The 25,507-nt window shown below is 40.2% G+C and carries 20 protein-coding genes; 14 read left to right on the top strand and 6 right to left on the bottom strand.

All coding sequences use genetic code 11. The annotated features are described in order from the left end of the window. The first annotated feature begins 103 nt into the window (after positions 1–103). Positions 104–1,147, top strand: a complete 1,044-nt coding sequence (locus MTCD1_RS04925; protein WP_057181635.1) for a type IV pilus twitching motility protein PilT — start codon at positions 104–106, stop codon at positions 1,145–1,147. Positions 1,148–1,246: 99 nt separating this feature from the next. Next, a complete protein-coding gene (locus MTCD1_RS04920; protein ID WP_057181634.1) occupies positions 1,247–2,374 on the top strand; it encodes a PilT/PilU family type 4a pilus ATPase in 1,128 nt (375 codons plus the stop codon). A gap of 449 nt (positions 2,375–2,823) precedes the next feature. Here the strand turns inward: MTCD1_RS04920 and MTCD1_RS04915 are convergent, their stop codons facing one another. Then, the gene (locus MTCD1_RS04915) at positions 2,824–3,375 is read right to left on the bottom strand and encodes a hypothetical protein (RefSeq protein WP_057181633.1); all 552 of its coding nucleotides are present in this window, start codon (positions 3,373–3,375) and stop codon (positions 2,824–2,826) included. Positions 3,376–3,608: 233 nt separating this feature from the next. Here MTCD1_RS04915 and cobT point away from each other — a divergent pair, with 233 nt between their 5' ends. Genes cobT through MTCD1_RS04890 form a run of 5 tightly spaced genes read left to right on the top strand, consistent with a single transcriptional unit; the run spans position 3,609 to position 8,730 of the window. Then, positions 3,609–4,775: a nicotinate-nucleotide--dimethylbenzimidazole phosphoribosyltransferase gene (gene cobT, locus MTCD1_RS04910; protein WP_057181632.1), complete on the top strand. Its 1,167-nt coding sequence runs from the start codon at positions 3,609–3,611 to the stop codon at positions 4,773–4,775. After that, positions 4,772–5,611 carry an adenosylcobinamide-GDP ribazoletransferase gene (locus tag MTCD1_RS04905; protein ID WP_231733059.1) on the top strand — a complete coding sequence of 280 codons (840 nt, stop codon included), beginning with the start codon at positions 4,772–4,774 and terminating at the stop codon, positions 5,609–5,611. Before cobT ends, MTCD1_RS04905 begins: the two co-directional genes overlap by 4 nt. Next, a complete protein-coding gene (gene cobU / locus MTCD1_RS04900) occupies positions 5,608–6,174 on the top strand; it encodes a bifunctional adenosylcobinamide kinase/adenosylcobinamide-phosphate guanylyltransferase (RefSeq protein ID WP_057181631.1) in 567 nt (188 codons plus the stop codon). The genes MTCD1_RS04905 and cobU overlap by 4 nt, the downstream gene beginning before the upstream one ends. A gap of 35 nt (positions 6,175–6,209) precedes the next feature. Continuing rightward, complete coding sequence (locus tag MTCD1_RS04895; RefSeq protein ID WP_231733058.1) at positions 6,210–7,130, top strand: histidine phosphatase family protein; 921 nt, start codon at positions 6,210–6,212, stop codon at positions 7,128–7,130. A 1-nt stretch (position 7,131) separates the two neighbouring features. Then, positions 7,132–8,730: a cobyric acid synthase gene (locus MTCD1_RS04890; RefSeq protein WP_057181630.1), complete on the top strand. Its 1,599-nt coding sequence runs from the start codon at positions 7,132–7,134 to the stop codon at positions 8,728–8,730. Positions 8,731–8,872: 142 nt separating this feature from the next. On the opposite strand, the gene MTCD1_RS04885 is transcribed toward MTCD1_RS04890, so the two are convergent. From MTCD1_RS04885 to MTCD1_RS04875, 3 genes are all read right to left on the bottom strand, one after another. Continuing rightward, positions 8,873–10,021, bottom strand: a complete 1,149-nt coding sequence (locus MTCD1_RS04885) for a hypothetical protein (protein ID WP_057181629.1) — start codon at positions 10,019–10,021, stop codon at positions 8,873–8,875. A 128-nt stretch (positions 10,022–10,149) separates the two neighbouring features. Then, complete coding sequence (locus MTCD1_RS04880) at positions 10,150–10,452, bottom strand: DUF3301 domain-containing protein (protein ID WP_057181628.1); 303 nt, start codon at positions 10,450–10,452, stop codon at positions 10,150–10,152. A 12-nt stretch (positions 10,453–10,464) separates the two neighbouring features. Continuing rightward, positions 10,465–11,517, bottom strand: a complete 1,053-nt coding sequence (locus MTCD1_RS04875; RefSeq protein WP_057181627.1) for a DUF3549 family protein — start codon at positions 11,515–11,517, stop codon at positions 10,465–10,467. Between the two features lie 111 nt (positions 11,518–11,628). On the opposite strand from MTCD1_RS04875, the gene MTCD1_RS04870 reads away from it, so the two are divergent. Beyond that, positions 11,629–11,967 (top strand): YqcC family protein, encoded by a 339-nt coding sequence (locus tag MTCD1_RS04870; RefSeq protein ID WP_231733057.1) that lies wholly within the window; start codon positions 11,629–11,631, stop codon positions 11,965–11,967. A 46-nt stretch (positions 11,968–12,013) separates the two neighbouring features. Beyond that, complete coding sequence (locus tag MTCD1_RS04865; RefSeq protein WP_057181720.1) at positions 12,014–12,871, top strand: tRNA pseudouridine(65) synthase TruC; 858 nt, start codon at positions 12,014–12,016, stop codon at positions 12,869–12,871. 55 nt (positions 12,872–12,926) lie between these two features. Here MTCD1_RS04865 and MTCD1_RS04860 read toward each other — a convergent pair whose 3' ends face one another. Beyond that, on the bottom strand, positions 12,927–13,505 hold the full coding sequence (locus tag MTCD1_RS04860; protein WP_057181625.1) for a 5-formyltetrahydrofolate cyclo-ligase: 579 nt from the start codon (positions 13,503–13,505) through the stop codon (positions 12,927–12,929). Between the two features lie 127 nt (positions 13,506–13,632). Further along, positions 13,633–15,072, bottom strand: coding sequence for a peptide MFS transporter (locus MTCD1_RS04855; protein WP_057181624.1), 1,440 nt, complete (start codon positions 15,070–15,072; stop codon positions 13,633–13,635). 398 nt (positions 15,073–15,470) lie between these two features. Between MTCD1_RS04855 and MTCD1_RS04850 the strand changes: the two genes are divergently transcribed. From MTCD1_RS04850 to pstA, 5 genes are all read left to right on the top strand, one after another. Continuing rightward, a complete protein-coding gene (locus MTCD1_RS04850; RefSeq protein WP_057181623.1) occupies positions 15,471–18,236 on the top strand; it encodes an SLBB domain-containing protein in 2,766 nt (921 codons plus the stop codon). A 122-nt stretch (positions 18,237–18,358) separates the two neighbouring features. After that, the gene (gene tviB / locus MTCD1_RS04845; RefSeq protein ID WP_057181622.1) at positions 18,359–19,639 is read left to right on the top strand and encodes a Vi polysaccharide biosynthesis UDP-N-acetylglucosamine C-6 dehydrogenase TviB; all 1,281 of its coding nucleotides are present in this window, start codon (positions 18,359–18,361) and stop codon (positions 19,637–19,639) included. Positions 19,640–20,032: 393 nt separating this feature from the next. Further along, a complete protein-coding gene (locus MTCD1_RS04840; protein ID WP_057181621.1) occupies positions 20,033–21,067 on the top strand; it encodes an NAD-dependent epimerase/dehydratase family protein in 1,035 nt (344 codons plus the stop codon). Between the two features lie 232 nt (positions 21,068–21,299). Then, positions 21,300–23,633 (top strand): ABC transporter permease family protein, encoded by a 2,334-nt coding sequence (locus MTCD1_RS04835; RefSeq protein WP_057181620.1) that lies wholly within the window; start codon positions 21,300–21,302, stop codon positions 23,631–23,633. A 190-nt stretch (positions 23,634–23,823) separates the two neighbouring features. Beyond that, complete coding sequence (gene pstA / locus MTCD1_RS04830; protein ID WP_057181619.1) at positions 23,824–25,461, top strand: phosphate ABC transporter permease PstA; 1,638 nt, start codon at positions 23,824–23,826, stop codon at positions 25,459–25,461. The last annotated feature ends 46 nt before the right edge of the window (positions 25,462–25,507 follow it).

The raw sequence follows: 25,507 nt of genomic DNA, 5'->3' as shown, positions 1-25,507 counted from the left end.
ACTGTTTTAACTTAACGTATTTTCTGGTTAGTATAACCTATTAAATTATTACCGATAAAAGATAAAAATATTATTTTGTATCACCCTATCAATAGAGGCTTTTATGGATATTACCGAACTACTTGCATTTAGCGTACAGCATAATGCATCAGATTTACATTTATCAACGGGGACACCGCCGAGTATTCGAGTGGATGGCGATATACGTAAACTCAATATCCCAGCTTTTGATGCTAAAGATGTCAATGCCTTAGTGTATGACATTATGAATGATCGTCAGCGTAAAGAATATGAAGAAAAGTTAGAAGTCGATTTCTCTTTTGAGGTGCCCAGTTTAGCGCGTTTTAGGGTTAATGCCTTCCATCAACATCGCGGTCCAGCCGCTGTTTTTCGTACCATTCCTAGTAAAATCCTCTCCCTTGATGACTTAGGTTGTCCGGAAATATTTCGTGAAATTTCCGATACCCCACGCGGCTTAGTGTTGGTTACTGGACCTACCGGCTCAGGTAAGTCAACCACCTTAGCGGCCATGGTTGATTATATCAACAGTACTAAACATGATCATATTCTCACCATAGAAGATCCTATTGAATTTGTTCATGAGAATAAAAAATGCCTAATAAACCAAAGGGAAGTACATCGTGATACTTTAAGCTTTTCAGCGGCATTGCGCTCAGCCTTACGTGAAGACCCCGATGTAATTCTTGTTGGTGAAATGCGTGATTTAGAAACTATTCGTTTAGCCATGACAGCAGCAGAAACGGGTCATCTGGTCTTTGGTACACTGCATACCACTTCAGCACCGAAAACCATTGACCGTATTATTGATGTTTTTCCCGGAGAAGAAAAAGCTATGGTGCGCTCTATGCTGTCTGAGTCACTGCGTGCGGTTATTTCACAAACCTTGATTAAAAAGGTGGGTGGTGGTCGTGTTGCCGCCCATGAAATTATGATTGGTGTACCCGCTATTCGTAACCTTATTCGCGAGGATAAAATAGCGCAAATGTATTCTGCTATCCAAACGGGTATGCAACACGGTATGCAAACCATGGATCAATGTCTACAAGGCCTAGTCAATCGCGGCATCATTACTAAACAAGCCGCCATGGAAAAAGCGGTTGATAAAAATCAATTCATTGGTTTATAAGCTTGTTATACCCGTTACCAATCAAAGTGCACGTGCAACCGGTATCTTAATGGTAACGGGTATATGAGTGTAGCGCGTAAAAGAAATAGAGGTTATTAAATGAAACTGCATCAATTTTTAGAAAGAATGGTAAAACAAGACGCTTCTGATATGTTTGTTACCGCCAAAATGCCAGTGAGTGCAAAAATAAATGGTGAATTACAACCGATAGATGATGTGGTTTTAACTGCTGAAGAGTCTTTAGAACTCGTTCATGCTGCCATGAATGAAAAGCAGCAGCAGCAATTTCATACCGAAAAAGAATGTAACTTTGCCATAGAAATTGATGATATTGGTCGTTTTCGGGTCTCAGCTTTTTGGCAGCGGGATATGGCTGGTATGGTTATTCGTCGAATAGTTACCGTAATCCCCGATGTTGATGACTTAGGTCTACCGCCGATATTGAAAGACGTCATTATGTCTAAACGTGGCTTAGTGTTATTTGTTGGTGGTACGGGTACGGGTAAATCAACCTCGATGGCATCACTTATCGGTTATCGTAACCGTAACTCTTGTGGCCATATTTTAACCATTGAAGATCCGGTGGAATTTGTCCACGAACATGGTAAAAGTATGATCACTCAACGCGAAGTTGGCTTAGATACCGTGTCATTTGATGCCGCACTGCAAAGTTCATTACGACAGGCGCCCGATGTTATCTTAATTGGTGAAATTCGTAACCAAGAGGTGATGGAGCATGCGCTTAGTTTTGCTGAGACCGGGCACTTATGTATCGCTACCTTACATGCTAACAACGCCAACCAAGCCATTGATCGGATTATGCATCTAGTACCTGCGGATCAACACGGTAAACTATTATTTGATTTGGCCTTAAACCTGCGCGCTATTATTGCGCAACAACTAGTACCGACTAAAGATGGTCATAGCCGAGTTGCCGTCATTGAGGTCTTACTGAACTCTCCTTATGTAAGTGAACTTATCAAAAAAGGTGACATTGGTAGTATTAAAGAAGTTATGGAAAAGTCCAATGAGTTGGGTATGAAAACGTTCGATCAGGCGCTATTTAGCCATTATCAACAGGGGATGATTACGTATGCAGATGCCATACATCATGCTGATTCACCGAATGATTTACGGTTAATGATCAAATTACGTAATAATGAGCAAGGTGGCACCGGTGGTTTATCTGGCGTAACGCTTGATGGTTTTGAGCCGACAGATAACTAGTCATATAGCGAGTAATCGCTATTGCATTACCGATTATAAACTGAAAGCTGATATTTACTTAGTTGCAAAAGTAAATATCAGCTTTTTTAATAAATGAAATAACCCGGTTAACTTGTATAAACTTTAAATATATACCCGTTACCATTCAAAGTGCTCGATTTCAGTGGGAATTAAAAGGGCTTTAGGCAAGGGAAATAATGGAAGCATAGTCATTCTATGGTTTAATTATTTAACGCGGTATAAAGTCATTTTAAACCCATCGAAGAAGCGTTTGAGCAACATCACTTCATCGTTGCTGTAACTCATAATGACGCGACATGGATGGTGTTATTAGAGAATGCAGGAGCATATTCTCCTGAACAACCATTATTTCATCACAGCGCCTTGAATTGAAATTGCTCAAGCACTCTGAAACATGCATCTTGAATGGTTACGGGTATATACCTAACTTAATCTTTTTTCTTGCTTGGCTCGGTACTATTTCCTACATAATAGTACAGCGTCCAAGTTGTGGAAAATAAACCCGGTGTTGGCACTAAGTGTGTTGAAAAAGTTACCTGTTCACTCTGTTTCGCGCCATGATTGGTAAAACTTGCTTTCATACCATCATCGTGCCGTCTGTTACTTTCTTCTATTTGCCACTCATCACCTAAACATTCCTGGGTGATTCTTTTGGCACTGCGGTAATAGTTTTGAGCGGTTTCTTCATCAGGCGCCACTAAGCGACAAGAGTAGGTATGTTGCTTGCCCCCCCAGGAAAACACTTGGCAGTTTTCACCAAAAAGCTGATATTTAGCTTTCCATATATTACTGACTCTGCCGGCCACTTTAATCTCTTTAATTTGCTTAAAGTCATTATAATAGGCATTTTTAAGTTGTTCGAGTTTACTACATGGATTGGTAGTGGGCATGATATTTGCGGCAATCTTGGTATTTTGATTAACGCAACTGGTCAACAATATGCTGGCAAGGATAAGGGTACATTTTGTAATTGTTTTCATAAAATCATATCAGCCTGAGGTGGAATTTTAAGGTGAATATTTCTTACTAAAGGATGGTACAGAGTTTTAGCACTTTTTCCTAGTGAAGACTTTAGCGGAGCAAGCAATAATAATTTAAAACATTGCTGTAAATTAATCCTGCTATCATAGTGAAAAGAGTTATGTTTTTAATAAGTTAAATAGCTTAAATAAGGTCATTGTTTTTCTTTTTTACCCCCCTTAGACTAAACCTCATGATGCCAATATCACCATTAAGTAAAGCAACATTAGCCGTTATACAAACTAAAATTGACGAAAAAACGAAACCGCTAGGTGCCTTAGGTGCACTTGAACCCTTGGCTGTGCAACTCGCTTTAATTAGTGAGCAAAGACGAAAAAATCATGCCGATTTTGATAGCCGTAGCTCAGCTGATAAAGGTAATGGCCACATCAGCATTAAAATGCCGACCATGTTAGTCTTTGCGGGCGATCACGGCATCAACGAAGAAAAATTAAGTATTGCCCCCAGTGAAGTGACACAACAAATGCTACTCAATTTTTTACAGGGAGGGGCAGCAATAAATTGTTTTTGTCAAAGTAATGAGCTTGCGCTTAGGGTGATTGATTGCGGCATATTACAAGCCATTAACCCTAATGACATAGCGCAAGTTGACGATAACAGCGCAGGCGTTAAACTTATTGAACAACGTCTTGGCGCAGGAACAAATAATTTTTCAGTCGGCCCTGCTATGTCTATCTCTCAGGTAGAACAAGGCTTTGAACAGGCAGAAAAGCTTGTTAATGCGCAAGTAGCACAAGGTGTCGAGTTGTTATTACTCGGTGAAATGGGCATTGCTAATACTAGCTCTGCTGCGGCCTTAATGTCAGCGCTCACTTGTTTTAGTGTCGAGCAGTGTGTTGGTCGCGGTACCGGTATCACTGATGAACAATTAGCTAAAAAAACCACCTTGATTGAACATGCTTTACAACGAGTAAACCTAGCAGACAGTGCCGCTGAAACGTTAAATCAAGCAGAAATCACTGAGTTACTATCACAACTCGGCGGTTTTGAAATTGTGCAAATGGTGGCGGCGATATTAACAGCCGCCGCTAACACCATCCCCGTTGTCATTGATGGCTTCATTGTTAGCGTGGCCGCACTTGTTGCACTGCGCTTAGATAAAAATGTAGCAAATTACCTTATCTTTGCCCATGTATCCGAAGAAAAAGCCCATCAGCTATTACTGAGTGAACTACTGGCGGCACAAACGTTAACTAAGCAAGGAGGTCAAGCCTTATTAAATCTAGGTTTACGTTTGGGGGAAGGCACAGGTGCCGCACTTGCTTATCCTCTGATTAAAGCTGCAGCAAGCTTTTATAATCACATGGCCAGCTTCGAAAGTGCGGGTGTGACCGTGTGATTAAGCCGATAAAAGGCCAGCTAATAGAAAATCTGCTCGAGAACGTAAAAGCTCAACTGAATTTATTTTACTTGGCGCTAAGCTTTTTTACTCGTTTTCCTGTGCCTAAAACCATGATTTATTCAGAGGCCTTACTGAATAAAGCTAACCGATACTTCTCTTTAGTGGGGTTAGTCACAGGTTTGTTGCTCGGCTTAACGTATGTCGGTTTGAGTCACTTTTTACCGGTCAATGTCGCTATTTTGTTAATTATGGTGATAAGTTTGCTATTAACCGGCGCTTTTCATGAGGACGGTTTAGCCGATATGGCTGATGGCATAGGTGGCGCATTCGCCAGAGAAAAACGATTAAGTATAATGAAAGATAGTCGTATTGGTACCTATGGTGCTGTCACTTTAGTGATGGCTTTGCTATTTAAATTCACTTTGTTAGTAGAGCTAGCTCAACAGGATAGTAACCACTTACTTTTAGCGATTGTTTTAGCGGCAAGCTTGTCTAGAGCGGTTGCGGGCAGTCTGATTTCTAGCCTGCCCTATGTCAGTAATGATGAGCAAAGTAAGAGTAAACCCTTAGCGCAAGCACAGTCATGGGCAGAATTAACTCTGCTGCTATTGATAGGTCTAGCCCCGCTAATTTTTTATGCCAGTGAAGTGGTTTTTTCTTTGTTATTGGTGTTATTGTTTTTTCGTTGGTTTTTCAAACAGTGGCTTATGGCTAAAATAGGTGGTTTTACCGGCGATTGTTTAGGTGCCGCACAGCAAATTTCTGAGTTGCTTATATATTTAACCCTAGTTGCCTTTCTCCATAACGATACTTTAACGGGAGTTATGGGGTGATTCATTTTGTGTTAGGCGGTGCTCGCTCGGGCAAGTCGAAATATGCCGAGCAACAAGTGCAAACATTGGCAAGCAAGCTAAATAAAGCTGCGGTTTATATTGCTACGGCAACCGCCATTGATGTTGAAATGGGCAAGAGAATAAAGCAACACCAAAGTGATAGAGGTGATAGCTGGCAATTAATGGAATGCCCATTAGCGCTAGCGCAAATGTTGACTGATCTTGATAACAACAATGTATATTTATTGGATTGCTTAACGTTGTGGTTGAACAACCAACTTTATGCGGTACATGAGGCAAGTAATGTCCAGCAGGGTAAGCATTTACAAACGGAGATAGATAATTTAATGGTGTCTTTAAGCTCAGTAAAGACAGAACTTATTATTGTCAGTAATGAAATTGGCTTAGGTGTTGTGCCTATGGGTGAGTCGACGCGATTATATGTTGATTATTGTGGTTGGTTAAACCAAAAGGTTGCTGGCCTTGCTGATAAAGTTACCTTGGTAACCGCCGGTATTCCGCTAAATATAAAAAACAGTCATGAGTGCCAAGATGACGATTAAAATACTATTTGTTAATAGGACCGCCATGAAGATGATTGCTAGTTTTGCTGGTAATTGACTTAATAAGGCATGTTAAAGTTGTAGGCCAGCCAGCTTTATATGGCTGTACTGATGTTGCTCCTGTTGCTAGTGATAATAGCCGTTTACTTAAATATTTAGTTGGCCAACAAAAAACCGCCCATGCCTACCAGAGTATTATTTGTTCGCCTTTAAGGCGCTGCCAGCTTTTAGCTACAGAATTTTCACAGCTATGCCAATTACCGTTAGAGTTATCAGTAGGTTTACAAGAGATGAATTTTGGCTGCTTTGATGATATACCTTTTGAGGGTGTTCATTTTGACGCTAAACCCCTCGACTCTGTCCTCTTGAGCGAAGTGCCGGTGAACTCAATAGCGGTTAAAGAAGTAGGCTTGGAAAAAGTACCTGGGGATGAAGTTCTTTCTTGTGGTAGGCAAGGTCATAACATAAGTAACCAAGAGCAATATTTTAAGCAGGCAAAAGCTAAAGCGCATTGGTCACAACTTGAAGCGTTTTTTCAGGCTCCGGCTGAGGTAATATTACCTCAGGCTGAAGCCTTAGCTGACTTTCACTCTAGAGTGATGAAGGCTTGGCAAAACGTGTTAACGCAACAAGTGGCTATTGCCACTGAGCAAGCCGCAAATTTTCATGCTAAGCCGCAAGGGCCATTAGCAAAAAAAATGCCAGCAGTGAGACGTGTGTTAGTTATCGTCCATGGCGGCGTTATTCGCATGATACTAGCGCATATATTACAGCTAGATTGGCAACAAGCAAGCTGGTACCAAAAATTACAGATAGGCCATGGCAGTCTCTCGCGGATTTGTATAAGCCAGCCTTATCAAGATAAAAACCAAGCTCAGCACTTATATCCACAAGCAGAGCAACCACTACATCAACAAGTGACGACTATTGCCATGCCGCTGCTTGAGGACTTTTAATATGCCAGCTAAGCAAGGTAACACTCATACTAGCGATACTCCATTTACGTTCGCTAAATCAGCTCAAGGTAAAACCTTGATGGTCCAAGGGACTACTTCTGACGCGGGGAAAACTACCTTGGTGGCCGGCCTTTGCCGTTTATTTGCTGATTTACATATAAAGGTAGCACCTTTTAAACCGCAGAATATGTCGCTTAATAGTGCTGTTACCCCTTGTGGTGGCGAAATTGGTCGAGCCCAAGCACTGCAAGCCAAAGCTGCGCGTTTACCTTTAGAGGTCGACTTTAACCCTATGTTATTAAAACCTAATAGTGACACCGGTGTGCAAGTTATTGTGCACGGTAAGGTGCTTACTCATGGTGGTTCGTCGAATATGGAGGCGAGTGAGTACCAAGATTATAAAAAAACGGCTATGCACGCTGTGCTTAGTTCACATCAGCGTTTAATAGAAAAATATGACTTAGTCGTGGTTGAAGGTGCGGGCAGTCCAGCAGAAATAAACTTACGCGAGGGTGATATTGCTAATATGGGTTTTGCTGAAGCAGTCGATTGCCCCGTTTTGATCATTGCTGATATTGATAAAGGTGGTGTTTTTGCCCAATTGGTCGGTACCTTGATGTTATTGTCACAATCAGAGCAAGACCGAGTGGTTGGTTTTGTCATTAATCGCTTTCGAGGTGATATTAAGTTACTTGAGTCTGGCTTGACCTGGTTAGAGAAAAAAACCAATAAACCTGTGTTAGGGGTGTTACCTTTTTTGCACGGTTTAGATATTTCTTCAGAAGATGCCTTAGTGACCCAGCAATCGTCAGAAACAGGAGAATCGTCTACAGCCAAAGTGCGCATTGTAGTATTAGTTTATCCTCACATGAGTAATCATACTGATTTTGATGCCTTACGCCATCATAAAGATATAGATTGCCAGTTCCTGTTTGCTAAAGGCGTTGCAGGTGATAACAGTCCTGAAAAAATCGCGATTCCCCCGTGCGAGTTGATTATTTTACCTGGTAGTAAAAATGTCCGTAGTGATCTCACTTTTTTACGTCAACGTGGTTGGCATGATGATGTCGCCAAACATTTGCGTTATGGCGGTAAAGTGATAGGTATTTGTGGTGGTTATCAAATGTTGGGTGAATTGATTGTTGACCCAGAAGGATTAGAAGGGCAAGCGGGGAGTAGTAAAGGACTAGGCTATTTTGCCATGAAGACAGTATTAAAGCGGGAAAAAACCTTGCTTAATGTTTCCGCGATATTACAACTTGCTCAGCAAAGGGTTGAAATTAGTGGCTATGAAATTCATGCCGGTGAAAGCACCTTGATTAATGATGGCGCAAAACCGTGTCACTATTTACTTGATATGCAAGGTGAGGAACAAGGTTTATTAAGTGACGATGGGCAAGTCGCTGGTTGTTATTTACACGGTCTATTTGATCAACCGGCGGCACTACAGCTCTTTATGCAATGGCTGGGTTATGAGGTCAGCAAAGCGCCGAGTGTAGCGGTACTGGAAGAGCAAGCTATTGAGCGAGTAAGTAAAGCCTGTCAAACACATTTGGATATGGTGAAAATAAAACAAATAATAACCGACTGGTACAAATAACTAAAAATATAGCGGCTATTATTTATTGCCTTGATGCCTTGATGCCTTGATGCCTAATGTAGCAAGTCCCTTAAAACCAACCGTGACAAAGTTAATGATCGGATTAGTGATAAGCTAATCGTTTACGCTTGCTCAGGTCAAACTATGCATCTTTATCTAGGAAAGGCGCGTACTGCAGGTGTTTACCCAGGGTAGCTTGGCTACCTTTAAGGGAGAAACTATAACCACATAATGAAAACTTACCGCGAAAAGCCAGAGCTTGTACTAATTCCCGACTATCGAGCGGGGAGAAGCTAGCAAAGTATTCACTACCGTTTTCAACTAAAACCGTTAAAGGACGTAAAGGTGCACCTTTATTAAACTTAATGCTCTGACAGCTTTTATCACCTTGTGCGGATAGTAGTGACCAGAGTTCACCATCGGGGACTTGATCCGCTTGCCAGTGAATAATAATGCCTTGGTACTCGGATAAGTATAAATTGAAATTATCCGGCATTGCCAATAAATGTTTTTTAGTGATAATAATATTATCAGAGGTGTTTTTAGTGATTTGTTTGGCTTCATTCAAGGCAGTATTACGGCTAGTTAAATGTTGCTGGTTGATTGAGTTTAAAACACTACTAACAAATACCGCGATAAAAATCAGTGCTACGCTGGCAATTACCCCAAGTTGTAATTTACGGTTACTGAGCATCTTTAGCCGAATAAGCTCCCCAAGATCCGCTTGTTTACTGCTCGTTTCATCATTAGGCTGGTAATTTGGTGTATTGCTTTGCTCCGCCGCGACCGTGTCACTAAGATAAACCTGCTCACTGGCGGAGTCAGCAGCTAAGGTTGGTTCAATACGCTGATGAAGCGTTGTTATGCCAACGGGCCCTTGTTGGTAGCTAGTTAGATCTACTGGGCCGTAATAGCCCAAGATATAATCATGCTTAACTTTTTTATTTGTACTGGGGTAAGTGAGCAGCAGTGCGCAGCTCAAGGCCGGTAAAATTAATAAATAGTAGCTGCTACTATTTTCAATTATTAAGCTCAGTACACCCGTAAGTAAAAGTAAACCGCCGGGCACTAATTGCCAATTCTTGTTAAGCGTGGCATCGTGTAATCGTCGTTTGGTGCTACAGGTGAGTACAGCGGTTAAGATTAATAAAAGTGCAAAACTTACCAGTAAAAAGCTGGAAAAAATGGCTGAAAAAAAGATAAAACCCAACAGAGAAAATATTGAGCTGGTAAAAAATCGACTACGGTCGTCAAATCCTTTTAAACAAAAAACGGCTTGTAAAAATGGCACAAAAATCTCCAACAGATAGATTAAATTAGCGCTAGGTTAGGTATTAACTTATTGTTTAAGCGAACAGTAACTTAACGGCTAGTCTGACAAAAAAGCCAGTGTAATGTGTTTATTAATAAAGGTCAGTACTAATTTACTCGGTAAGCGGGTAAGTTTATTTGCTCTAGCTTTAAACCATAAAGCGTTAGATAACCGTGGTTATTTGACTCGCCATCACCACTAAAGTCAAAATCAAAAGTGCTATAAATACAGAGGCCATGCTGCTTGGTAAACTTGGGTCGACTTGAGCGTCTCGCCAAGGAAATAAACTGCAGACCCGTTTCTTTGCAGTAATTATTTACATAACGTTGAGCAGCCTCCGACACTTGTCTTAAATAGACGAAGTACCAGCAAAATAAACAGAAGAATAGCAAATAATAAATGTTTTCCATAAACGATAATACCTAAGCTTGGTTAAATAATTGTCCAATGGCTTGTGCGAGTGCCTCAGAGCGATGTTCACTGCGAAGGCAATGAAAAACAATGGCTTTCATGGTCGGAATCGCCACTAAATCTTTAAAAGTACTGGAAAACAGGGCTAGATCATTAAGATTAACTAGGTGTTCAAAATAACACATTAGCGTTTTCTCATCCGCTAAAGCTGGCCAGCAACGGCTTGATAGGGTAATTAATAATTCACTATTTACTGGCTGAGCAGTCAAAATATTGGCGACAACTGCTTTCACATGGATGTGGTGACTATTGGCTGCCAGTGCTCGTAAGAAAGGTGCCGCTTTTACTGTCTCTGCTGGCTTTATTAAGGCCTTTTCCACTAAGGCGACCAGGGCATCTATTAAAACCAGTGGGTATTGTTCATTTTCTAAGGCACTGCAAACCGGGGATAGTACTTCATCGGGTAAATGAGGCAATGCTTTGACTAGCAGTTCGCTGTGGTTATCTTGCTTTATCCTGGCAATAAAGTCGGTAATGCCTTGTACACCAATGTGCTGCCAGTTATCTGGTAAATTTTCTTGGCTAAGGTAGTGCTTAAACGGTGCAAAAAATTCACTGGGCTGTTGCTGTAAATCAACTTTGATTTTACTGTTTATACTGGCTAATTTATATTGAGGCGGAGTATAAAGGTATGGATTAGACTTGAGTATTTCTTCTTGCTTTTTAGAGGTTTTTTGAGTTAAATCAGCACCTAGGGCTTCAACAACAATAGCGATAAAGTGATTTATTGCCCCTTGGTTTAATAAACCACGCTCATCAAGAGGCAACTTCAATAGCCATAAATAAGGTTGAGACGATTTTTTTTGCCAAAAAGCAATCGCCAGGCAAGCATGACCCTGAACGGGGCTAGGATAGGGTAATTGGTTTAACTCCATCTTTTCAAAGTGTTCTTTGGATAATTTAGTGACTAGTCGACCAATATCATAAAGGCGATATTGTGAGCCAGAAAGTTTAAGTAATTCTGATAGGGTAGCTATGTTTGCTGCTGGTACTGTGTCAGTCATAAATTCAAAATATTGCTGCTTGTTATAGCACCTTATTATAAGGATAATGACGCTATTAACATAGTAAAACTATCGGCCGGCATTAATCGGCCTTAAATAATTGACCCCCTGATGATGAAAAAACACCTTGAACACACCAGAGCGTTGCTGGCAGCGCTAACCACTGAACTTAAATTACTTAAACTTTGGCAAACACAGCAACCCAGTGCGGCCGAGCTGGCGAGTAGTGCACCTTTTTGCTGTGATAGCTTATCTTTTGAGCAATGGTTACAGTTTGTTTTTATTCCTCGAATAACTCAGCTGATAAATCAACAACAAGCGCTACCGAGTAAAATAGCGTTAAGGCCAATGGCAGAAGAATCTTTTAAACAGTTATCGGCGCAAGCTTTACTTGCTGTTATCAATAAAATAGACCAAACATTGACCGGGCAAGGTGATTACTGTGAGTGATATTGACGGGCGTATTTTAGCTAAGACCTTAGCTACGGGCTCAGCTATGGATTTAGCTGAAGAAAAAGCGGTGCCATTAGTCAAGCCAGTACTTACTATTTTATATCAAGATGAGTTTATGGTGGCAGTTGATAAACCTGCAGGTTTATTTGTCCATCGTAGCTTTATGGATAAAGATGAAATCTATTTTGCTTTGCAATTAGTACGGGATCAAATCGGGCAATATGTCTACCCGGTCCATCGTTTAGATAGACCAACGTCTGGGGTGCTGTTGTTTGCCTTAACGAAAGAGGTTGCCACTCTGCTCAATCAAGCTTTTGCCAATAAAAGTAGCCAAGCTGAGCATAGGCCTAAACTTGATTCTGAACTTGATGCCGAGCTTGCGCCGAAATTCGCTCCGCAAGATAACATTGAAGCCAGTGGCATGGTGAAAACCTATTATGCGCTAGTACGTGGTCACTTGGCGGTGCCAACCGGTTTCATTGATCACCCATTGAAAGAAAAACTGGATAAATTAGGCGATAAAAATGTGAGTCGTGATAAGCCCGCACAATCGGCACAAAGCTACTATCAAGTAAAGCAGCAAGTGAGCTTGCCAATCAAGGTTGGGAAATTCGATAGCGTGCGTTATTCTCTAGTTGAAGTACAGCCAGTTACTGGTAGGCGTCATCAAATTCGTCGTCATCTAGCGCATTTACGCCATCCTATTATAGGTGATATCAACTATGGCGATAACAAGCAGAATCCGTTTTTTATTGCACACTTCGGCTTTAAACGCTTAATGCTGCACGCACAGTCATTAACGTTCAACCATCCGGTTAGCGATAAAAGAATAACTATATCAGCGCCGTTTGATCAGCAATGGCAACAGCTTTTTACTGAATTGAAATGGCCCGTCATTTAACGTTTATTGTTAACGCTAGGCTTTATTTGTTAGCTAATCGATGATGCTTGGATAGCTAAACAAAACAATAGCTTTTACTTGGCGTGATTATTTCGGGTAAGGGAATATCCCAAGTTTCTACCGGGATATTTGCTACTCGCTGACAATCATGGGCAAGCCCAAGTGGGTATAGTTTAGTTTGTTGCCAGTGGGCTAGACTTCGGTCATAAAAACCACCCCCCATACCTAACCTGGCGCCAGTATCATCAAAAGCCACTAGCGGTGTACATATGATATCAAGCTCGGCTAACGGGCAAACCTTAGTGACATCTAATCTAGGCTCTAAAATGCCAAAGGCATTGGTAACTAGCTCGGTATCTTGTTGGTAACGTAAAAAAAGTAAATGCCCAGGGTTAAAAGGGTGTATAACCGGTAGGTAAAGCTCTTTTTGTTGTTGCCAACACCAGTCAATAAAAATTGACGTCCCCAACTCACCATCATTGGTTAAGTAAATCGCAATGCGCTTAGCTGGTTGAATTTTACTATGGCTAGATAAGCTAGTTGCTAGAGCAATCGCTGCATTATGCTGTTCACTTGCTGATAAGCTATTACGGCGTTGTCTGATTTCTTTTCGTAATTGTGAGCGTGCATTCATAAGGGCGATTATCTTTATGCGTTCTTTATTGTTTATTCGGAATAAAAAAAGCTGGGCGATTGCTCACCCAGCTTAATACTATACTTGTAACTTGTAACTTGTAACTTGTAACTTGTACTATTACGAATTATCTGCGTGTTTCTGAAATACCTTCATGGGTGCCAGTCACTGAAATTTCTTCTTCAATTTTAGACTCTAAATCATGGGTATTCTCGCCTTCGGCGCCATGCATCCATTCAACGAGTTTACCTGCAGAAAGGTAGATGATAACACCGGTAATTAATGCACCAATACCAACCCCCATAAAAATGTTAGCGGCATTATTAACCATTTCTTCACCTTCACCAACAAATGAGCCAATAAATGCAGCTAACCAGTTAGATAAAGCGGTAAAGAAGAACCAAATACCCATTAATAACGAGGTAAATTTAAGTGGCGCTAATTTAGTGACCATTGACAAACCAATCGGTGATAAACATAACTCACCTAAGGTATGGAACAGGTAAGCAAAAACTAAGAACAACATACTTACTTTCACCGCAACATCGCCGCCTTGAACCATAGTAGCCCATAACATCACGAAGAAACCTAAAGCTAAAAATAACATAGCTAAAGCGAATTTTTTCGGTGAGGTCGGCTCGTTTGAGCCCATTTTAACCCAAGTAGAGGCAACAAAAGGCGCAAGTAAAATAATGAACATGGCATTCAATGATTGAAATGATGAAGCGGCAATTTCAAAACCAAACAAGGTCCGATCGGTGAAGTCCGACGCATAAATAGTGAATAAACCACCGGCTTGTTCAAAACCGGCCCAGAAAATTACCGAGAACATGCTCATGATCAAAATAACTTTCATGCGATCGATATCGTGCGGGGTTAACGGCGCATCTGCTTTTGTTTCACCTTTAACACGTTTAGCTGATGGTAGCACACCAATATCCCCTAAATATTTATTTGCTAGGGTCAGTTGTAAGGTTAAACCAATTAACATACCACAACCGGCTAAGATAAAGCCGTAATGCCAGTCAACCGTTTCGCCAAGAACACCAACAGTGATGGGTGCTAAAAAGGCACCTAAGTTAATGCCCATATAGAAAATAGTAAAAGCAGCATCACGGCGTTTATCGCCTTCTTCATAAAGCTCACCGACTAAACTTGAAACATTGGCTTTAAATAAACCGTTACCAATAATAATAAGCGCTAAACCGATATAAAATACCGTTTCTTCCATGCCAACAATCAATGACTTTTGAATACCTAAGGTAAAGTAACCTAAGGAGAAGATAATACCCCCCCAAATAATCGCTTTACGTTGACCAAGATAGTTGTCAGCTAACCAACCACCGATTACCGGGGTTAAATAAACAGCCATGGTGAAAAAACCATATAACCGTAACGCTTCTTGGTTGGTCCAGCCAAAACCGCCATCTTGTGTTGAGGCAATTAGGTACAAGACCAAAATGGCACGCATACCGTAATAACCGAAACGCTCCCACATTTCAGTACCAAATAACAGGAAAAGTCCTTTTGGGTGGCCAAATAGCGTACCCGCATTAGGTGTAGTCATATAATTATCCTAGATTTTATTTTTATAATTTTTTGCGTTAATTTTACTTTTGTATGGGCAGAGGGTATGACCATACAAAAGTAATGAGAGTGTTATACCTGTGTGTTGCTTTAAAGGCAAGTTTTAGGTGAAATCAATAGCCTGCTTGCTTTGAGAGCCGTAGAGAAATGTTTCCTTGCACTTACCAGCTAAATAGTCAGTTGCTGGCTAATATAACTTAGCACTAGGTTGGTTAACATATTGTTTGCCTATCCATATGCTGGTAAACTTCGGCGTCACTAATTTAAGTGGTTTAGCTCAGGCGCTATTAGTTCAAGGACGGATTGTTCCAATGATAAATGGTCGCTCTGCTTAAATGTATTACTGCACCGGCTATATAAATAGGAATTTTTGCTAACATGATAACCGCCATCAAACAGTTTGTTCAAAATCACCATGCCAATACCCAAAATTTTTTTATAATAGCATCGCTTTTTTTGACTTTTTCTCTGGCCAGTTTGCCCTTAAAAGTACTCGCTAATACTCAGATAAGCCAGCAGCAGTTAGAGCAGTTTAAAAAGCTGCCACCAGCTCAGCAAGCGGCACTTGCTAAAAGTATGGGTGTTGATTTAAGTAGTATTAAAGGCCTGTTATCGGCGAGTGGTTCAAGCAATGAGATAAAAAATACCGAGGTCTTTCCGCGCGGCACCACGTTTGATGCGGACGGCAACCCTATTGTTGCAGAAGATGCGTTAGCAGAGTTAGAAGAAAGTGATGAGCTAAAACCCTTTGGCTATGATGTTTTTGCTAATGCGCCACAAACGTTTGCGCCTATGATGGATATTGCCATTCCTGCCGACTATATCATGGGACCAGGAGATAAAGTTTCAGTACAAATCTTCGGTAAAGAACAAAGCGAGTTAGAATTAACGGTGAACCGTGAAGGGCAAATAGTCTTTCCATCACACGGACCTTTTACTGTTGCTGGTTTAACCTTTGATGAAATGAAACGTTTATTGTCTGCACGTATTAAAGAGAAGGTTATTGGTATTGATGTTGTCATCGGTATAGCCTCTTTACGCTCAATGCGTATCTTTGTCCTTGGTGATGCTTTTAAACCGGGTCCTTATACCTTAAGTTCATTATCAAGCATTACCCATGCGATTTTTGCTGCTGGTGGTATTAGTGATATAGGTAGTTTGCGTAATATTCAGCTTAAACGTGGCGGTAAATTAGTCACTACGCTGGATTTATATGACCTGTTAATTCATGGTGACTCAAGCTCTGATGTTTTATTGCAATCGGGTGACGTGGTTTTTATTGCCCCTAAAGGTCATACCATTAGTGTTGAAGGTGAAGTACGACGCCCTGCTATTTATGAACTAAGCCCAAATGCTGACTTTAATGATGTCTTGACTATGTCAGGGGGCTTGTTACCCACAGCCTTTGCTAAAACAACCCGAGTGGAACGTTATAATCATGATGCCTTGCGCACGGTAGTTAATATCGATTTAACCAAAGCCAGTGATTTAGCTAAAAAAGTTCAAGCAGGTGATGCGGTTTACGTGATGAAAGCGGCTGAAATGTTTGAGCAATCTATTACTGTTATTGGTGCGGTTACTCGCCCAGGTAAATACCAATGGCAAGCTGGGCAGCGTATTACCGATATCTTGCCCAGTATCGACTCTCACTTATTACACTCTGCCGATCTAAATTATTCTATTGTTGTTCGTGAAATTGATATTGCTCGTAATATTGAAATTCACCAGTTTGATTTAGCCAAAGCTATTTCAGCACCAAATTCAAAAGATAACCTGATTTTACAAGGCAATGATAAAATATTAGTCTTTGCTAATATTGTTAAATTAATTGACAGTAAAATTAATTTAAATGCCTTAGCCTTTACTCAAGATAATCTCACTAAAAAAGAGCAGCAACTGGCGAAAGATAAATATAAGCTAAAGCAATTCTGGTTGAAATACGGCGATGAAGAAAAAATTTCTCAACTTAATAGTGGACAAATCGCCGCGGCTAAACGCATTGAGCAATCTATTGCGCTATTTAGTGGTGGCGAAGTTGAAGATGAACTAGACCTTAAAGAGTTAACCCTGTTTTCACGTCAACGTTTGCTGTGGCCTATTATTGAACAGTTAAAACGTCAAGGTAAATCAGGTCAGCCGATTCAATTAGTGGAAGCTGACGGTGAAGTGAAATTCCCTGGGGTTTATCCGCTGGCTAAAAATGCCCGGATTGCAGACTTAGTGGCGGCTGCTGGCGGCTTAACAGAATCTGCCTATGTAGTACGCGCTGAAGTGACTCGTAATCAAATTGTAAATCATATGGCTCAGCAAATGTCTTTTAGCATTAACCTTGGGGCAGCACTTGCAGGTGAGGAAAAGGATAATGTCTTATTAAGCTCTAAAGATAGATTGAATATTCATCAAATTCCGGCCTGGAGTGAAAATAACGTGGTTGAGCTGAGAGGTGAATTTGTTTTTCCAGGTAAATATAGCGTTCGTCGCGGCGAAAGCTTAGCGGATTTAATTGCTAAGGCCGGTGGTTTTACTCGGTTTGCCCATCAAGAAGGCTCAGTTTTTACCCGGGTGCAGTTACGTGAACTTGAACAACAAAACTTATTAAAATTGACTGCTGATCTACGGATAGAAATGGCGTCAAAGTCAATGACGGATCAAAATTACTCACAATCTTATGCGGAAGTACAACAAATGTTGACTGATATGGCTAACGTACAGCCTGTCGGTCGTTTAGTACTGGACTTACCTAAAGTAGTTAACGATGAACATTATGATGTGCTGCTTGAAGGGGGTGATGTGCTTTACGTACCAACATTGAAAAACTCTATTAACGTCGTTGGTCAAGTACAAGTCACCTCGTCACATATGTATGATGTTAATTTATCAGCTGAAGATTACCTTGCGCAAAGTGGCGGCAGTAAAAAACGTGCTGATGAAGACAGAATCTATATTATTGCTGCCAATGGTAGTATTAAAATGATGGACAGTGGCAATTGGTTTACTAGCGATGCTGGAGATAACTTAAAACCTGGCGATACCATAGTGGTACCGCTTGATGCTGAATACATGAATAACTTAGCATTATGGACTAGTGTCACGACCATTATCTATAACTCAGCCGTGGCCCTTGCTGCTATCAGTGGAATCTAACTGAAAGCGTATAGTTAAATTAAATAAATACTGCTAGGGGTTAATGCCTAGCAGGTCATAAATTAAATAATAGCGTTAATAAAATACTCATAAAGTATTGATAAAAATTAAATGGACCTAGTATGTTGCATTCATTAAAAAACGTAAATTTAGCAATCATTGGCCTAGGTTATGTCGGTTTACCCTTAGCAGTAGAATTTGGCAAAAAATATCCGACCTTAGGTTTTGATATTAATAACAAACGGGTAGAGGAATTAAAGCAAGGCCATGATTTCACTTTAGAAGTATCAAGTGATGAATTAGCCGATTCAGCCTTTATTTCATATTCTACTAATGTCGACGATTTAAAAAACTGTAATATATATATTGTCACAGTGCCAACACCTATTGATCAACACAAGCAACCTGATTTAACGCCGTTAATCAAAGCCAGTGCTATGCTGGCTAAAGTGATGAGTAAAGGTGATATCGTTATTTATGAATCAACGGTATATCCTGGTGCTACTGAAGAGGTATGTTTACCTGAGATTGAGCGTAATTGTCAGCTGGTTTTTAATCAAGATTTTTTCGCCGGTTATAGCCCTGAACGTATTAATCCCGGAGATAAAGAACATAGGGTTACCAATATTTTAAAGGTTACCTCAGGCTCTACCCCTGAAATTGCTGATTTTATCGATAGCTTATATAAATCTATTATTACCGCAGGCACCTATAAAGCATCAAGTATTCAAGTAGCTGAAGCAGCTAAGGTGATTGAGAATACTCAAAGAGATCTCAATATTGCTTTAATTAATGAATTAGCGGTGATTTTTAATAAACTTAATATTGATACCGAAGAAGTATTAAAAGCCGCTGGCACTAAATGGAATTTCTTACCTTTTAGGCCAGGTCTTGTTGGCGGCCATTGTATTGGGGTCGACCCCTATTACTTAACCCATAAAGCACAAGCGATTGGTTACAATCCAGAAGTTATTTTAGCGGGACGTCGTATTAATGACTCTATGGGCAAATATGTGGTATCACAATTAGTGAAAACCATGCTAAAAGCCAAGTTACCGGTAAATGGCGCTAATGTGTTATTAATGGGCTTAACCTTTAAAGAGAACTGCCCGGATATTCGTAATACTAAGGTTGTTGATGTTTACACAGAATTAGCAGAGTTTGATATTAAAGTTGATGTTTACGACCCTTGGGTAAATCCTGAAGATGCAAAAAAACAATATGATATCGATTTAATTTCATCACCTAAGCAAGGTTATTATGATGCGGTGATTTTTGCGGTAGCTCACAAGCAGTTTAAGGCTTTAACTGCTAGTAAAATCAAAGCTATGATGAAAAAAGAACATGTGATTTACGATCTGAAATATATGTTAGATAAAGAGTTAGCAGATATTCGCTTGTAATCTCATTTTGCCTAATTCAACTAACTATATGACATAAAGGCTCTGTTCCATAATACTGATGCCTACATTGTAACTATATGATTTTATGGTGAATATTTCCGAAGTGATAAAATCGAGTTTCACCAGCATGACGGTACAGGATGTACTTTATTAGATAATGCTGGGAGCATATTATCCTGAAGCTTGTGTAGATCCCCATGGTCGTTCTTAGACTCCTGTCTCCACGACATTAGTGCATCCATGCACGTTAGGTTTACGCGTCTCGCTTGTTCACTTAGCAACACTAAACTACAACAGAGGCGACATAAAACAGCTCTAGCTGACTTTCAGTTAAAGGTAGTTTGTTAAAGAAGGACTATTTAACGCATGGGCTTCTCATTGAAGGAAAAGAAAATGACTCAATTTCAAAAAATTAAACAAGAACTTATCAATTCACCTAAAACTTGGCTGATTACGGGTTGTGCCGGATTTATCGGTTCAAACTTATTAGAAATGCTGCTGTTATTAAATCAAAAAGTGGTGGGTTTAGATAATTTTTCTACTGGTCATCAACACAACTTGGATGAAGTAGCAACACAGCTTTCATCCCAGCAATGGCAAAATTTTCATTTCGTTAAAGGTGATATCAGAGAGCTGAGTGATTGTAATAAAGCTTTAAGTCATTATGAAGAGGGTGTTGATTATATCCTTCATCAAGCGGCGCTCGGCTCAGTGCCCCGATCGATTGCCGATCCTTTATTAACCAATTCAGCCAATATTACTGGTTTTTTAACTATGTTAACGGCGGCAAAAGATAGCAAGGTTAAAAGTTTTGTTTATGCGGCTTCAAGTTCTACCTATGGCGATCACCCAGGGTTACCTAAAGTGGAAGAGGTTATTGGTAAACCGTTATCCCCATATGCGGTTACTAAGTATGTTAATGAACTTTATGCGGATGTTTTTTATAAAACCTATGGCTTAAATTGTACCGGTTTACGTTATTTTAATGTTTTTGGCAAAAGACAAGACCCAGATGGCGCTTATGCTGCGGTAATACCTAAGTGGACTGCTGCCATGATAGCGAACGAAGCTGTGCTGATTAATGGTGATGGTGAAACCAGCCGTGATTTCTGTTTTATTGAAAACGTGGTACAAGCTAATATTTTAGCGGCCACGGCAAACGCTGCCGGTAAGAATCAAGTGTACAATGTTGCCTTAGGTGATAGAACAAGCTTGAACAGTTTATTTGCTAGCTTAAAAATCGCTTTACAAGCGAATGGTATCGAGTATCAACAATCGCCAACGTATAGAGACTTTAGAGCAGGTGATGTTAGGCATTCACAAGCCGATATTGCTAAAGCTAAATCATTGCTTGGTTTTGAGCCAGAATTTAAAATCCAACAAGGCATAGATAAAGCCATGCCTTGGTATATTAACTTTTTGAGCTAAGACATGAGCCAAAGTTAATAACAGTCACGTTGAAATTTAGCCGTGGTATTAGATAAGCAGCAACTCACTTGAGGCGCTGCTTTTTTTATGCCCTTGGCAATTTATTAGTGAAGCAATTTTTTACTGTAATATAAATGTCACATAACTGACTTATACTTTGCCCAGTTATTTTTATCATATTCTCTATATTGGATAAGCTAGTCGTTAGTTTATTAATAATAAGGTTAATTAAGTGGCAACTCTTATTAGTTCAACCCGAAGTCGGGCGGTTAAAAATTCATTGGCAAAATGGTTAATAACCTTTGGTGGTATTAGCGTTTTGTTCACCCTAGTGTTGATTTTTTTGTATTTGCTTTATGTCGTTATGCCTATTTTTGAGTCCGCTAAAATAGAGCCAGCGGTTAATATCAGTATTAACTTACCAGCGAATGAAAAAGTGTTAGCGACCGGTGTCGATGAGTTACAAGAATTGGTTTATCAAATTACCGATACGGGTACTATTCATTTTTATCATTTAACCGCCAGTGCGGAGCACGCAAATAATCAGTTTTCAGTCGGTGATAAAGCGCTTTCAAGGTCTCTTTTTGCCAGTGATGCTTTTAATCAAGAGCAGGTTATTAGTGTGGTGAATTCCTTTTCAGCTGATAAATTACTCCATACTCGCAGTGGTAAAACCTTATTAGTTCAGCCGAGCTTTCATGCCATCTACGCCAATGATACCCGGGAAATTATTGCTAAAGTAAATTACCCCTTAGGACAAAAGTCGTTAAGGATAGATGAGCAACAAGCGCAATTACCTCATCTGGCTTTTGCCCTGGATGACGAAAGAATGGTCTTTGTTGCTTTTACTGAGGATAAACGTTTAATAAAAACCAGCTTTATCGCTGATGATGAGTTTGGCTCAGACAGTGCGGGCGATGACGTTGATTATGAAATAAATTATCAACAAATAGACTTGCCAGACGCTATCGTTAATAGTGGTGTTGATGAAATTAAAGTAACGCCTGATTTGAGTTTGGCTTTTGTACGCACTGGTTCAACCGTGTGGGTTTATTCGTTAAAAGATGATGACGAGGTTAGCTTAAAAGCAACGATTACCCCTATTCTTAGTAGCGAAGATACTTACCTTACTTCAATGGCTTTGCTCTCTGGTAGTAGTTCAGTATTACTGGGTGATAGTAGTGGCCACGTCAGTCAATGGTTTGAAGTGGCAACAGATTCAGGTCGCCAGTTTAAACAAATCAGAAGTTTTAATGCCAATGATGACAGCCAAAAGCAAACATCAAAGGCGATAACCGCTATTTACACCGAGCGGTTCCGCAAAAGTTTTTATACTATGACGACCAGTGGCCTGGTCAATGTCTTTTATACCACAAGTTCTGCCCATTTATGGCAAGGACAATTAGCCTCGAGCCAACCTGCTGCCTTTGCTATAGCGCCGCGAGCAAATGGCTTAATCATTAATGGTAATGATCCACTCGATATCAATAAGCAAACCTTACAAACGTTCAGTGTTCATAACGAGCACCCAGAGGTTACTTGGCAAGCGTTATGGCAAGAAGTTTGGTATGAAGGTTATCCTGAGCCTGATTATATTTGGCAATCTAGCTCTGGCTCTGATGATTTTGAAGCTAAATTTTCTTTAGTGCCTATTTCTTTTGGCACCATTAAAGCGGCTTTATATGCGATGTTATTTGCGGTACCGGTTGCCTTAAGTGCGGCAATATATACCGCTTATTTTATGACGCCAAGCTTACGTAAAAAAGTCAAACCTACTATCGAAATGATGGAAGCACTGCCGACCGTTATTTTAGGCTTCTTAGCGGGTTTATGGTTAGCTCCGTTAATGGAAGAGTATTTACCGGCAATATTTATGCTCTTTATTTTATTACCTTTGGTGACACTGTTAACGGCCTTTTCCTGGTATAAACTACCCAATAAGGTCAAAGATAAATTCCCTGAAACCCTGGCGCCAATTATATTAATCCCAGTGATAATATTGACAACCTATGCGGCATTTTCTCTATCACCACTGCTAGAAGCTATGCTCTTTAATGGCGATATGCGTCAATACCTTACTAACGACCTGGGTATCAATTTTGACCAAAGGAACGCTTTAGTGGTCGGTATTGCCATGGGTTTTGCTGTTATTCCTACCATATTTACTATGGCTGAAGATGCAATTTTTAGTGTTCCAGGCCATTTAACCAGTGGCTCATTAGCGCTTGGTGCCACTCAATGGCAAACCTTAGTTGGGGTAGTGCTGTTGACCGCAAGTCCAGGTATCTTTTCCGCGGTTATGATGGGACTTGGCCGTGCAGTGGGTGAAACTATGATTGTCTTGATGGCAACGGGTAATACGCCGATATTAGATTGGAGTATTTTCCAAGGAATGAGAACGTTAGCCGCCAATATTGCCGTAGAAATGCCAGAGGCCGAAGTGGGTAGTTCCCATTACCGTATCTTGTTCTTAGCCGCCTTTGTATTATTCATCTTTACCTTTATTTTCAATACCGCAGCGGAAATTGTTCGTCAACGCTTACGTGAAAAATACAGTTCAATGTAGTGCTTTTAGCGTTAACTTTAGACAACGAATATTTAATAAATTAATTATATAGCTGCTCACTTATAAGCTGTATTGCTCAATTTAGAGAAAAAAGCACGGAGTTGATGACTATCAATGAGTACTTTCGACAAATAAATTTAGCTAAACAGCAACAAAGTGTGTAGTTATAAACAAACTATAGAGTTCCTTTATGAATAAATGGTTTAAATCAGGCGCCCCCTGGATATGGTTATCAGCAGCTGGCGTAAGTATCAGCTTAATCTCTGTGCTGGGCTTGTTATGGCTTATCGCTTCACGTGGTTTGTCATATTTTTGGCCAAGCCAACTTTATCAATTTGATCTCATCGATAAAAATGGTGTCAAGAGTATTGTTATTGGTGAAATATATGACCGAGAGGAAATACCTGTCGGTCAATTAGCGCATTTAAATTTAGTGCTTGCTCCAGAGCAAAAAATGTTAGAGCGCTTATTGATCAAAACCGGTAACCGAGAGCTAGTCAGTTTAGACTTTCGTTGGTTGTTAAGTCACTACATTCAAAAGACGCAAACACCAAAAGAATTGGTCATGGTTGAACGTCGTACTAATGGTAACTTTTACGGTTACATTGACAGTGTTGTTGTTGACGGCAAAGTAGTTGACGCCAATCAGTTAACTACATTATTAACGCGAGTTGAAAATTTTCAACAACAGATTGATGACTTACAAAAGTCTGATATCGGTGCAATAAACTATCAATTAGAACGTTTACGTTTAAAAACGCGTAAGTATGAATTGCAAAATAAGTTAACCGCAAGTGTGCAAGCTGAGATTGATAGTGAGGTGGTTAGTTTAAATCAACGCTATGCCAAGTTAGAGCAAGAGTTAATGGGCTATCGCGAAAAAATATCGCGTGATCATCTTGTTATGCGTGCTATGGATGGGCAGTTAGTTTCTATTAATTTTGAATACATCCTTAAAGTCACCTTTAATAATAAACTTACCTTGCTTGAAAAACTGGCTACCTTCTTTAGTCAGATTTCGGCATTCATCATTGAAGATCCGCGTGAGGCGAATACTGAGGGTGGGGTGTTTCCTGCTATTTTTGGTACCGTACTTATGGTGTTATTGATGACAGTCATAGTGTCACCTTTGGGCGTTATTGCAGCGATTTATTTACATGAATATGCCGGTAAAAATGCCTTCACTAGGCTATTACGCATAGCGGTTATTAATTTGGCTGGTGTGCCGTCTATCGTTTATGGCGTATTTGGTTTAGGATTTTTTGTCTATATAGTGGGCGGTTCACTCGACCAATTGTTTTATTCAGAAAACCTACCTAGCCCCACTTTTGGCACCCCCGGCGTATTATGGTCTTCGCTAACGCTAGCAATATTGACCTTACCTGTGGTCATAGTTTCCACCGAAGAAGGTTTATCACGTATTCCATCGGAGATGCGCTACGGTTCCTTGGCCTTGGGCGCAACGAAGGCTGAAACCTTATGGCGCATTATCTTACCTATCGCCAGTCCTGCTATTATGACCGGTATTATTTTAGCTATTGCTCGAGCAGCAGGGGAAGTAGCACCACTAATGTTGGTCGGCGTGGTTAAAATGGCGCCTAATTTGCCCATAGATGGTAACTTTCCCTTCTTACATTTAGATCGAAAATTCATGCATTTAGGCTTTCATATTTATGATGTTGGTTTTCAAAGTCCTAATGTAGAAGCCGCGCGGCCCTTGGTTTTTGCAACCGCTTTACTCTTAGTCAGCATTATTGTTGCCTTGAATATGATTGCCGTGTCAATCCGTAATAGATTACGGGAAAAATATAAGATGTTAGAGCACTAGGTTGCTTAAACAGTAAGTTTAAATTAGTCATTTCAAATTAGTTTTT

Origin of the sequence: Colwellia marinimaniae, assembly GCF_002207865.1 — a bacterium.
Classification (GTDB): Bacteria; Pseudomonadota; Gammaproteobacteria; order Enterobacterales; family Alteromonadaceae; genus Colwellia; species Colwellia marinimaniae.
The sequence above is the reverse complement of the archived record's forward strand: the minus strand, read 5'-3'. Positions and strand labels throughout refer to the sequence as shown.

Bases quoted from the DNA above. Each gene is read 5' to 3' on its own strand.
- MTCD1_RS04920 (WP_057181634.1), top strand. From the start codon at position 1,247: ATGAAACTGCATCAATTTTTAGAAAGAATGGTAAAACAAGACGCTTCT.
- cobT (WP_057181632.1), top strand. From the start codon at position 3,609: ATGATGCCAATATCACCATTAAGTAAAGCAACATTAGCCGTTATACAA.
- MTCD1_RS04850 (WP_057181623.1), top strand. From the start codon at position 15,471: ATGATAACCGCCATCAAACAGTTTGTTCAAAATCACCATGCCAATACC.
- MTCD1_RS04855 (WP_057181624.1), bottom strand. From the start codon at position 15,072: ATGACTACACCTAATGCGGGTACGCTATTTGGCCACCCAAAAGGACTT.
- tviB (WP_057181622.1), top strand. From the start codon at position 18,359: ATGTTGCATTCATTAAAAAACGTAAATTTAGCAATCATTGGCCTAGGT.
- MTCD1_RS04840 (WP_057181621.1), top strand. From the start codon at position 20,033: ATGACTCAATTTCAAAAAATTAAACAAGAACTTATCAATTCACCTAAA.
- MTCD1_RS04860 (WP_057181625.1), bottom strand. From the start codon at position 13,505: ATGAATGCACGCTCACAATTACGAAAAGAAATCAGACAACGCCGTAAT.
- MTCD1_RS04880 (WP_057181628.1), bottom strand. From the start codon at position 10,452: ATGGAAAACATTTATTATTTGCTATTCTTCTGTTTATTTTGCTGGTAC.
- MTCD1_RS04925 (WP_057181635.1), top strand. From the start codon at position 104: ATGGATATTACCGAACTACTTGCATTTAGCGTACAGCATAATGCATCA.
- MTCD1_RS04915 (WP_057181633.1), bottom strand. From the start codon at position 3,375: ATGAAAACAATTACAAAATGTACCCTTATCCTTGCCAGCATATTGTTG.
- pstA (WP_057181619.1), top strand. From the start codon at position 23,824: ATGAATAAATGGTTTAAATCAGGCGCCCCCTGGATATGGTTATCAGCA.
- MTCD1_RS04870 (WP_231733057.1), top strand. From the start codon at position 11,629: ATGATGAAAAAACACCTTGAACACACCAGAGCGTTGCTGGCAGCGCTA.
- MTCD1_RS04890 (WP_057181630.1), top strand. From the start codon at position 7,132: ATGCCAGCTAAGCAAGGTAACACTCATACTAGCGATACTCCATTTACG.
- MTCD1_RS04875 (WP_057181627.1), bottom strand. From the start codon at position 11,517: ATGACTGACACAGTACCAGCAGCAAACATAGCTACCCTATCAGAATTA.
- MTCD1_RS04865 (WP_057181720.1), top strand. From the start codon at position 12,014: ATGGATTTAGCTGAAGAAAAAGCGGTGCCATTAGTCAAGCCAGTACTT.